Here is an 8,936-nt window from a genome sequence, read left to right on the forward strand (position 1 = left end):
CCCAAGCCTCTGTCCCTGCCTCTGATCCCTGCCCCGGTCCGTGCCCCCGGTCCCGCCCCCGACGTCAGACGCGGTCCCGCCGTGCGGCGCCCGGCACCGGGCCGGTCGGTGCGGGCCGGTCCGGCCACACCGGGCCGGGGAACCGGGGGGCGCGCCGTCTGTGGGCCTCGCGCACCAGGAAGACGATGCCCGAGGTGAGCGTCGCGGCGAACGAGAGCGCCACCATGGCCGGCCGCCAGATGTTGGCGTCCGCCACCGCGTTCCGCCAGGCCAGGGACGAGCCCACCGCCAGGACCAGCAGCATCGGAATCCGGGCCGCGAGGGGCAGCCGGCCGCTCGTCACGACGAAGGCGTAGCCGAGGGCCGTGCCCGGCGCGGCCACCGCCGCGGAGCCGGCCAGCACGAAGAAGAGCAGGACGAAGAGCATGCCGCGCCGACCTCCCGATCTCATGGCGAACCCGAACCCGAACCCGAGCCCGCACCCGGACCCGAACCCGTGAGCGGGAACGCTGTCCGTCGGCCATGCTGTCAGAGAATCTGAACGCGTTCAATAGAATGCGACGCCCTCCGCCTCCCGAAACTCCGCTTCGCGAACAAGCCCCGGAAGCGCTCCGTCCTTGCCGATGAGGGCGCGGACGAACGCGTCCGCGAGGGCAGCCATGCTGACCACGACGACGCTTCGGTGGGCGTCGTGCAGCGGCGGGCATAGTCCCCACCTGCACGAAGGTGGGTCGTGCAGTCATGCTGGACCCCAGGTCAGGGGCCCCGGGACCATACGCGTTTCCCCCGAGGTATGGACGACTGGCAAGATGGGGTGTATCTGCCCACCCATCGATCTGCCGGACGGTTTCTCTTGGCTGAGTTCATCTACACCATGCGCAAGACGCGCAAGGCGCACGGCGACAAGGTGATTCTTGATGACGTCACCCTGAACTTCCTGCCCGGCGCGAAGATCGGTGTGGTCGGCCCCAACGGCGCCGGTAAGTCCACCGTGCTGAAGATCATGGCGGGCCTGGAGCAGCCGTCCAACGGTGAGGCGTACCTGTCTCCCGGCTTCAGCGTCGGCATCCTCATGCAGGAGCCGAAGCTGGACGAGTCCAAGACGGTCCTGGAGAACGTGCAGGACGGCGCCGCCGAGATCATGGGCAAGCTGAAGCGCTTCAACGAGGTCGCCGAGGAAATGGCGACCGACTACACCGACGCGCTCATGGACGAGATGGGCAAGCTCCAGGAAGACCTGGACCACGCCAACGCCTGGGACCTCGACGCCCAGCTCGAGCAGGCCATGGACGCCCTCGGCTGCCCGCCCGGCGACTGGCCCGTCACCACCCTCTCCGGTGGCGAGAAGCGCCGCGTCGCGCTCTGCAAGCTGCTGATCGAGGCCCCGGACCTGCTCCTCCTCGACGAGCCCACCAACCACCTCGACGCCGAGTCGGTGAACTGGCTGGAGCAGCACCTTTCGCAGTACAAGGGTGCCGTCGTGGCCGTCACCCACGACCGGTACTTCCTGAACAACGTCGCCGAGTGGATCCTCGAGCTCGACCGCGGCCGCGCCCACCCGTACGAGGGCAACTACTCCACCTACCTGGAGAAGAAGGCCACCCGTCTCAAGGTCGAGGGCCGCAAGGACGAGAAGCGCCAGAAGCGCCTCAAGGAAGAGCTGGAGTGGGTCCGCTCCAACGCCAAGGGCCGCCAGACCAAGTCCAAGGCCCGTCTCGCCCGCTACGAGGAGATGGCGGCCGAAGCGGACAAGATGCGGAAGCTGGACTTCGAGGAGATCCAGATCCCGCCGGGCCCGCGTCTGGGTTCGATCGTGGTCGAGGTCAACAACCTCAACAAGGCGTTCGGCGACAAGGTCCTGGTCGACGACCTGTCCTTCACGCTGCCGCGCAACGGCATCGTCGGCATCATCGGCCCGAACGGCGCCGGCAAGACCACGCTGTTCAAGATGCTCCTGGGCCTGGAGGCGCCGGACTCCGGCTCCGTCAAGGTCGGCGAGACCGTCAAGATCTCGTACGTCGACCAGAGCCGCGCCAACATCGACCCCAAGAAGTCCCTCTGGGCGGTCGTGTCGGACGAGCTGGACTACATCAACGTGGGCCAGGTCGAGATGCCGTCCCGCGCGTACGTCAGCGCCTTCGGCTTCAAGGGTCCGGACCAGCAGAAGGCGGCCGGCATCCTCTCCGGCGGTGAGCGCAACCGCCTCAACCTGGCGCTGACGCTCAAGGAGGGCGGCAACCTGCTGCTCCTCGACGAGCCCACCAACGACCTCGACGTCGAGACCCTGTCCTCGCTCGAGAACGCGCTCCTGGAGTTCCCGGGTGCGGCCGTGGTCATCTCCCACGACCGCTGGTTCCTGGACCGGGTCGCGACGCACATCCTCGCCTACGAGGGCGAGTCCAAGTGGTACTGGTTCGAGGGCAACTTCGAGTCGTACGAGAAGAACAAGGTCGAGCGGCTCGGCGCGGACGCCACCCGTCCGCACCGCGCCACCTACAAGAAGCTCACCCGAGGCTGAGACTGAGGCTGAGACAAGCATGGCCAGACACCTCTACCGGTGCCCCCTCCGCTGGTCGGACATGGATTCCTTCGGGCACGTGAACAACGTGGTCTTCCTCCGCTACCTGGAGGAAGCCCGGATCGACTTCATGTTCCGGCTGGCACCGGGGGAGGGCAGTGAGTCCTTCACGGGCGGTTCCGTCGTGGCCCGTCACGAGATCGACTACAAGCTGCCCCTCGTGCACCGCCACGAGCCGGTCCTCATCGAGTCCTGGGTGACCCGGATAGGCGCCGCGTCCCTGACCATCGGCTACGAGGTCAAGGACGTCGCCGAAGGGGACCGGCCCGAGCAGGTCTACGTACGGGCCTCGACCGTGGTCGTGCCCTACAACCTCGCCGAGGGGCGGCCCCGCCGCATCACGGCCGAGGAGAAGCACTTCCTGCAGAAGTACCTCGACGAGCCCACGGGCCCGGAAGGGGCCATCGCGGCATGAGCGAACGGCTGTGCCTCGCCGATTCCGGGGAGGCGGCGGACCTCGCCGCATTCCTGGGCCGGCTCGTGCACTACGACCGCGCCGCCGCCGTCCGCCTCCAGGCGGGCGGCGGCGCGGTCGCCGTGTTCGGGCGCCCGCCGTCCTTCGAGGTGCTGGCGATCCGCACGGCCCGGCTCGCGGAGCCGCTGGCCGCGCCGCTGGACCGGACCGTCTCCGCCGGGGAACTCCTGGAGGGGATCGACGAGGCCTCGGGCAGCGCGGTCGTGCCCGCGGCCGTCACCGGGCCGCCCTGGACGGGCGTACTGCCGCCCCGCGGCGGCTGGCAGCAGGTACCGGGGCTGCCCGGCGCCGACGCGGTGCGCACGGCGGTGGCCATGGCCGTCGCCGAGTTCCGTGCCCGTGACGAGGCCCTGCCCGCCCAGCACCGGACGCGCTCCGAGCGCGACCGGATCGGCCGCGAGATCTGGTCCCGGACCCTGGGCGAGACCGCCCTCCCGCTGCGCGCCGCGCACGCCGCGCAGTCCCTGGGATTCCTGCGGCCGGTACGTTCCACCGTCCCCCCGCGGCCCGTCGCCCCCGACGCCCCCGCGCCCCTGGCGCTGCTGGCCTCCGGGAGCTGGCTGCGGCTGCGCACCCCGTACGGCTCCGTCGTGACCCGCCGCCCGGGCGTCGGCCTGGGCGCCCTCCAGGTCCGGCCGGTCTAGCGGGTCCTCCGGTCAAGCGGGTCCCCCGGTATCCGGCCGGTCCAGCGGGCCGGGCCGGTCCCGTGACCGGCCGTCCCGCTCAGCCCTCGGTGTTGATCATCGAGGCGGCGGCGTACGTCACATAGCGCCACAGCTGCGCCTCGTGCTCCGGCGCCAGGCCCAGCTCGTCGACCGCGTCCCGCATGTGCCGCAGCCAGGCGTCGTGGGCCGCCTTGTCCACCTGGAACGGGGCGTGCCGCATCCGCAGGCGCGGGTGGCCGCGGTTGTCGCTGTACGTGGTCGGGCCGCCCCAGTACTGCATCAGGAACAGCGCGAAACGCTCCTCCGCGGGGCCCAGGTCGGCCTCCGGGTACATCGGACGCAGCAGCGGGTCCTCGGCGACCCCCTGGTAGAAGCGCCGGACCAGGCGGCGGAAGGTCTCCTCACCGCCGACCTGCTCGTAGAAGGTCTGCTCCTGGACCGTGCCCTGCGGAATCTCGTTCACCCGACCATCGTCTCAGACGCCCGGACGGAGGACCGGGGTCCTAGGACCCCCGCACCCGCTCCGCAGCCACCCCCGCAGCCGCCCCCGCACCCCGCCCCCGCACCCACCCCGTCCCGTACCGCCGCCCGTCCGCGCCCACGGCCGACGGGCGGCGCCGCCCCGTCGGCAGCACAGTGGAACCATGGGCGGTACAGAGACCAGAGCGACGCGGGATCTGCGGGAGACGGCCCACTCGGCCCAGGTCCGCGAGCTGACCGCGGCCGGGGTGCTGACCGACCCCGCCTGGCGGGCGGCTTTCGCCGCCGTGCCCCGGCACGTCTTCGTCCCCTTCTTCTGGACCGGCCGAGGCGCCGGCCACGAGCGGCTGTGGGCCGAGGACCCCGACCCCGAGCGCCGGGCCCGCTGGCTGCGCGGGGTCTACACGGACGCCCCGCTTGCGACCCGGCTGCGCGACGGCGAGCTGGTCTCCTCCAGCAGCCAGCCGTCCCTGATGGCGAAGATGCTGGACGCGCTGGAGGTCCGGGACGGGGACAACGTCCTGGAGATCGGCGCGGGGACCGGATACAACGCCGCCCTGCTGTGCCACCGGCTCGGCGAGGACCTGGTCACCACGGTGGACCTGGACGAGGAGATCACCGAATCCGCCCGGGCCCACCTGGCGCTGCTCGGCTACCGTCCGGCCGTGATCACCGGCGACGGGGAGCGGGGGTGCCCGGCCCGCGGCCCCTTCGACCGGATCATCGTCACCTGCACCCTGCCGCTGATCCCGCCCTCCTGGCTGCCCCAGTGCCGCCCGGGCGCGCGCGTGCTGGCGCCGCTGTCGACGGGGCTGATCGCGCTGCGGGTGCGGGACGCCGGGTTCGCGGAGGGGCGCTTCCTGCACACCTCGGCGTACTTCGTCCCGCTGCGCGGAGCGGGGGCCGCGGCCCCGTGGGTGGCGGGCGGGCTGCCGTACGACCTGCTGGAGAACGAGCGCTTCCAGTTCATGCTGATCCTCACCGCGGGCGCGCTGCACCCGCGCGAGGCCCTGGACCTGTGGCGGCGCGAGGACCGGCCGCCCCGCGAGCGCTTCGGCGTGACGGTCACCGCCGAGGGCCAGTGGTCCTGGCTGGACGACCCCCAGGGACCGTACGTCTGGCCCCTGGGAGGCGCGCCCGCCTAGGACGGCTCAGCCGCGGCGGATGGTGACCGTGGTCCAGGCGCCGACATGGACGCGGTCGCCGTCGCGCAGGGGGACCGGGACGTAGGGCTGGATCGGCTCCTCGCCGCCGTTGATGTAGGTGCCGTTGGTGGAGTTCTGGTCGACCACGGCCCAGCTGTTGTCGGGCTGCTGGACCAGCACCGCGTGCGCGTGCGAGACGCCCGGGTCCTCCGGCGGCACCGACAGGTCGACGTCCGGGGCCTCGCCCGTGGAGGCGCGGCGGCGGCCGATGGTGATCTGGCCGCCGGCCAGCGGAAGGTGCTGCTCCGGTGAGTACGCGGGCAGGTTCAGGCCCGCCGCCTCGGGGCCGCTGCGCTGCATCATCGCCATGAAGTAGGAGCGGTCGGGACCGATCGTCGCGGTCCAGGCTCCGCCCTGAACCGGGAACGGCTGCTCCGGCTGTTGCGGCTCGTACGCGGGCGGCTGCGGCTGGTACTGCGGCGGTTCCGGCTCGCGGGCCGGGGGCGGCAGCAGCCAGTCGTCCTCGCGCTGCAGGGATTCGGCGGGCCGGTTGACCTGAGAGGGGCGCGAATCGCGGTATTCGTACGGGTCCTGCGCGTACGAGGCCTCGCTGGTCGGCAGCGGCTGCGCTCCCGTGGCCATGGCCGGACCGGGACCGGGACCGGGGCCGGGGCCAGGGACCGGCCCGGGGCCAGGACCCGGACCCGGGCTCGTCGAAGGGTTGGGCGCGAGCGGCGTGTACGAGGTCGCCGTCCGGGTCAGGAAGTTGAAGCGGCACTCCTCGCAGTACGGGGCCATCGCCTCGCGCGGGGTCCGGCACTGCGGGCACAGCTCCGCCTGCGCGGTCGGCTCGCCCCCGGCCATCGGGAAGCCGTAGTCGTAGGAAGGCGGCGCGGGGGGCTCGTTCGCACCCGTCGGCGCGGCCGCGGGGGCCATGCGGTGACCGCATACTTCGCACCAGTCGTCGGAGACCGATTGGTGCCCGTTCGGGCAGGTCGGCATGTCGGCCGTTCCCCCTTCTCCCTGCGTCGGGACTTCAGTTTCGCTTCACTCGGACGGTCTGCGTGGAGCGCGTTTCGAGCGTCATCTCGTCGGCATCGGCGACCTTCGCCTTCAGCCGCACAGTACCCGCCGCGACATCCACGACATCCACCACCTTTGCCAGCAGTTTCGCAGTGTCCTCGTTCCCGGACACACTGGCCAGCTGCACGGCGCGGCCCAATTTGGCGGTGGCGCCGTCGATATCACCCAGTTTGCGGGCTTCCAGTCCCTGCTGGATGACCTCGGCGAGCTCGGCCTGGCCGGTGTAGTGCGCGACTTGCGCGTTGATGGCGGTGGACGCGGCCAGGTCGTCCGTCCACACCGCGCGGACCAGTCCCTGGGCGTCGGAGAGCGCGGTGGCCGCCTCGCCCAACCGGCCCGGCAGGACCAGGGAGACCCGGGAGGCGAGCATCTCCCGACCCACATCGGCGCCGGGCACCCGGACGCAGATGTGGTACTCGCGGGACTCGTCGCCCCACGAGCCGGTCGGGTAGTCACCGGCGCGCGGACCCGCCTCGGTGCGGCGCCCGGTCAGGTCCTGCACGGCGGGCGCGACCTGCTTGACGTACTGGATCTCCGCGCCGACCGGGCTCCACAGGCGCAGCGCGACGTCCGCGACCTCCTTGCCCATGACGCTCTCCATCATGAGCGTGAAGTCCTCGGCCAGGTGCGCCGGATCGGCCACGATGTCGGCGGTGCCGAGCAGCGCGCTCGCGATGCCGGTCACCTCCTTGACCTCCCAGTCGGTGCCCACCCCGCGGGCGTCACAGGTGAACCGGCCCGCGCAGGCGTCGAGGGTGGTGCGGAGCACCGCCGGGCTCTCGTGCTCGTTGCGGCCGTCGGTCAGCAGGATGCCGTGCCGGATGGTGGCGGGGGACTGGCGCAGCAGGCCGTCGGCCAGCCGCAGCCAGGTGCCGATGGCGGTGCCGCCGCCGGGGGTCAGGGCGCCGAGGGCGCCCTTCGCCTGGGCGCGGGTGGCCGGGTCCGCGACCGCGAGGCGGCCCTGGCCGGGATAGACCTCCCGGGCCACGTGCGTACCGGCGATCACCGCGAACGAAGTCCCGTCGTGCAGGGTGTCGATCGCGGCGGCCGTGGCCTCCTGGGCCCCCGTCATCTTGGCGGGCGGGTACGCCATGGACCCCGAGCAGTCGACCATGATGACGACGGCCGCTCCGCTCCCCGGGGTCGCGGCGCGGGTCGCGGCGGCGCCGCCGGTGGACGTGACCGTCACGATGGCGTGCACGTCCCGCCCGCCCACCGGGAGGAACTCGTTCTGGTACACCTCCACGGTGAAGCGCGGGGCGCTCGGCTTGGCGAAGTTCGCCATCGGGACGGTCTCCTCGGGGGTTGGGGAACGGTGGAGGGTCAGGCGGCGGGCGCTTCGGCCGCCTCGGGCACGGCGAACGGCACGACGGCCACGGTCACGTTGTCGTGGCCCCCGCCGTCCAGGGCGTGACCGACGAGGACCTGCGCGCTGTGCAGGGGCCGGGCGGCGGCGTCGGCGGGCAGCACCCGGGCCATGTCCTGGGCGGATTCGGCGTAGTTCCACAGCCCGTCGGTGCAGACGACGACGACTCCGGGCCGGTCGGGCTTGAAGGCGACGGTGTGCGGCTCCAGTTCGTACGCGTCGGCGCCGAGCCAGCCGGTGATGGCGTGGGCGCGGACATCGGCGTACGCCTCGGCCTCGTTCATCAGGCCCGCCGCGACCATCTGGGCCGCCCAGGAGTCGTCCTCGGTGAGGCGGGCGGGCGGCGCGGAGCGGTCGTCGGGCACCCAGTACGCGCGGCTGTCGCCGACCCAGCCGATGATCAGCAGGCCGCCCGCGGTGACCGCGCCGACGAGGGTGCAGGCGGGGGCGTTCTGCGCGCCCGGGACCTCCGGGGCCAGGGCGTTGACGGCGGTCGAGGCGGCCAGGATCGCCTCGTGCATCGCCTGCTGGGGCAGCGCGCCGCGGGGGAGCGCGTCCAGCAGTGCCTCGTTGGCGGCGACGGCCGCGGCGGCGGAGGCCTCGTCGGGGCGGCTGGCGGAGGACACGCCGTCGCAGACGATGGCGACGGTGGCGGCGCTGCCGTCGGGCAGCGCGGTGGCCGCGACGGCGAAGGAGTCCTCGTTGCGGTGGTGGCGCAGCCCGCGGTCGCTGACGGCGGCGACGCTGCCGAGCTCCTCCTCGAGGTGGTCCCGCTCGCGGGGCTGGGCGTGGCCGCAGTGCTCGCAGTAGCCGTCGGTGTCGACCCGGCCGGCCCGGCAGGCCACACAGGTCTTTCCGGCGGGCTCGGCGCCGGTGCCGGTGTGGCCCGTGGTCGCCCCGTCGGGGGCGGCGACGCCCCACCCGCCGGGCTCGTCGACGAGCGTGGGCACGGGGCCGCCGGGGGCGGCGCCGCTCGGCGGGGTCGCGCCGAACCCGGCGGCGGCTGCGGGGGCCGAGGCTGCGGGAGCCGCGCCGTATCCGGCGGGCGCGGCGGCCGGTTCGCTGCCGGAACCGGAACCGGAACCGGAACCGGAACCCGCCGCCGGGCCGGCGACGGGCGCGGGGCCAGCGGCGGGCGCGGGGC

Annotated in this window: 9 protein-coding genes; 4 read left to right on the plus strand and 5 right to left on the minus strand. The window is 73.0% G+C overall.

The genetic code is table 11. The annotated features are described in order from the left end of the window. Positions 1 to 64: 64 nt before the first annotated feature. Positions 65 to 451, minus strand: a complete 387-nt coding sequence (locus tag ABT084_RS34125; RefSeq protein ID WP_351052538.1) for a hypothetical protein — start codon at positions 449 to 451, stop codon at positions 65 to 67. A 402-nt stretch (positions 452 to 853) separates the two neighbouring features. On the opposite strand from ABT084_RS34125, the gene ettA reads away from it, so the two are divergent. Genes ettA through ABT084_RS34140 form a run of 3 tightly spaced genes read left to right on the plus strand, consistent with a single transcriptional unit; the run spans position 854 to position 3,697 of the window. Next, positions 854 to 2,518, plus strand: coding sequence for an energy-dependent translational throttle protein EttA (gene ettA / locus ABT084_RS34130; RefSeq protein ID WP_351052541.1), 1,665 nt, complete (start codon positions 854 to 856; stop codon positions 2,516 to 2,518). A 19-nt stretch (positions 2,519 to 2,537) separates the two neighbouring features. Beyond that, complete coding sequence (locus tag ABT084_RS34135) at positions 2,538 to 2,993, plus strand: acyl-CoA thioesterase (protein ID WP_351052544.1); 456 nt, start codon at positions 2,538 to 2,540, stop codon at positions 2,991 to 2,993. Further along, on the plus strand, positions 2,990 to 3,697 hold the full coding sequence (locus ABT084_RS34140) for a DUF8010 domain-containing protein (RefSeq protein ID WP_351052547.1): 708 nt from the start codon (positions 2,990 to 2,992) through the stop codon (positions 3,695 to 3,697). The genes ABT084_RS34135 and ABT084_RS34140 overlap by 4 nt, the downstream gene beginning before the upstream one ends. 79 nt (positions 3,698 to 3,776) lie before the next feature. On the opposite strand, the gene ABT084_RS34145 is transcribed toward ABT084_RS34140, so the two are convergent. After that, positions 3,777 to 4,181, minus strand: a complete 405-nt coding sequence (locus ABT084_RS34145) for a globin (RefSeq protein WP_351052550.1) — start codon at positions 4,179 to 4,181, stop codon at positions 3,777 to 3,779. A 181-nt stretch (positions 4,182 to 4,362) separates the two neighbouring features. On the opposite strand from ABT084_RS34145, the gene ABT084_RS34150 reads away from it, so the two are divergent. Continuing rightward, positions 4,363 to 5,343 (plus strand): methyltransferase domain-containing protein, encoded by a 981-nt coding sequence (locus ABT084_RS34150; protein ID WP_351052552.1) that lies wholly within the window; start codon positions 4,363 to 4,365, stop codon positions 5,341 to 5,343. 6 nt (positions 5,344 to 5,349) lie between these two features. On the opposite strand, the gene ABT084_RS34155 is transcribed toward ABT084_RS34150, so the two are convergent. From ABT084_RS34155 to ABT084_RS34165, 3 genes are all read right to left on the minus strand, one after another. Continuing rightward, positions 5,350 to 6,345: an FHA domain-containing protein gene (locus ABT084_RS34155; RefSeq protein WP_351052555.1), complete on the minus strand. Its 996-nt coding sequence runs from the start codon at positions 6,343 to 6,345 to the stop codon at positions 5,350 to 5,352. A gap of 34 nt (positions 6,346 to 6,379) precedes the next feature. Next, the gene (locus ABT084_RS34160; protein WP_351052558.1) at positions 6,380 to 7,711 is read right to left on the minus strand and encodes a vWA domain-containing protein; all 1,332 of its coding nucleotides are present in this window, start codon (positions 7,709 to 7,711) and stop codon (positions 6,380 to 6,382) included. 38 nt (positions 7,712 to 7,749) lie between these two features. Next, the coding region (locus tag ABT084_RS34165) for a PP2C family protein-serine/threonine phosphatase (RefSeq protein ID WP_351052561.1) at positions 7,750 to 8,936 on the minus strand (1,187 nt) is incomplete at its 5' end.

The sequence above is a fragment of the Streptomyces sp. NPDC002138 genome (assembly GCF_040296485.1).
In the GTDB taxonomy this organism is placed as follows: domain Bacteria; phylum Actinomycetota; class Actinomycetes; order Streptomycetales; family Streptomycetaceae; genus Streptomyces.

Bases quoted from the DNA above. Each gene is read 5' to 3' on its own strand.
- ABT084_RS34150 (WP_351052552.1), top strand. From the start codon at position 4,363: ATGGGCGGTACAGAGACCAGAGCGACGCGGGATCTGCGGGAGACGGCC.
- ABT084_RS34155 (WP_351052555.1), bottom strand. From the start codon at position 6,345: ATGCCGACCTGCCCGAACGGGCACCAATCGGTCTCCGACGACTGGTGC.
- ABT084_RS34135 (WP_351052544.1), top strand. From the start codon at position 2,538: ATGGCCAGACACCTCTACCGGTGCCCCCTCCGCTGGTCGGACATGGAT.
- ABT084_RS34160 (WP_351052558.1), bottom strand. From the start codon at position 7,711: ATGGCGAACTTCGCCAAGCCGAGCGCCCCGCGCTTCACCGTGGAGGTG.
- ABT084_RS34125 (WP_351052538.1), bottom strand. From the start codon at position 451: ATGAGATCGGGAGGTCGGCGCGGCATGCTCTTCGTCCTGCTCTTCTTC.
- ABT084_RS34140 (WP_351052547.1), top strand. From the start codon at position 2,990: ATGAGCGAACGGCTGTGCCTCGCCGATTCCGGGGAGGCGGCGGACCTC.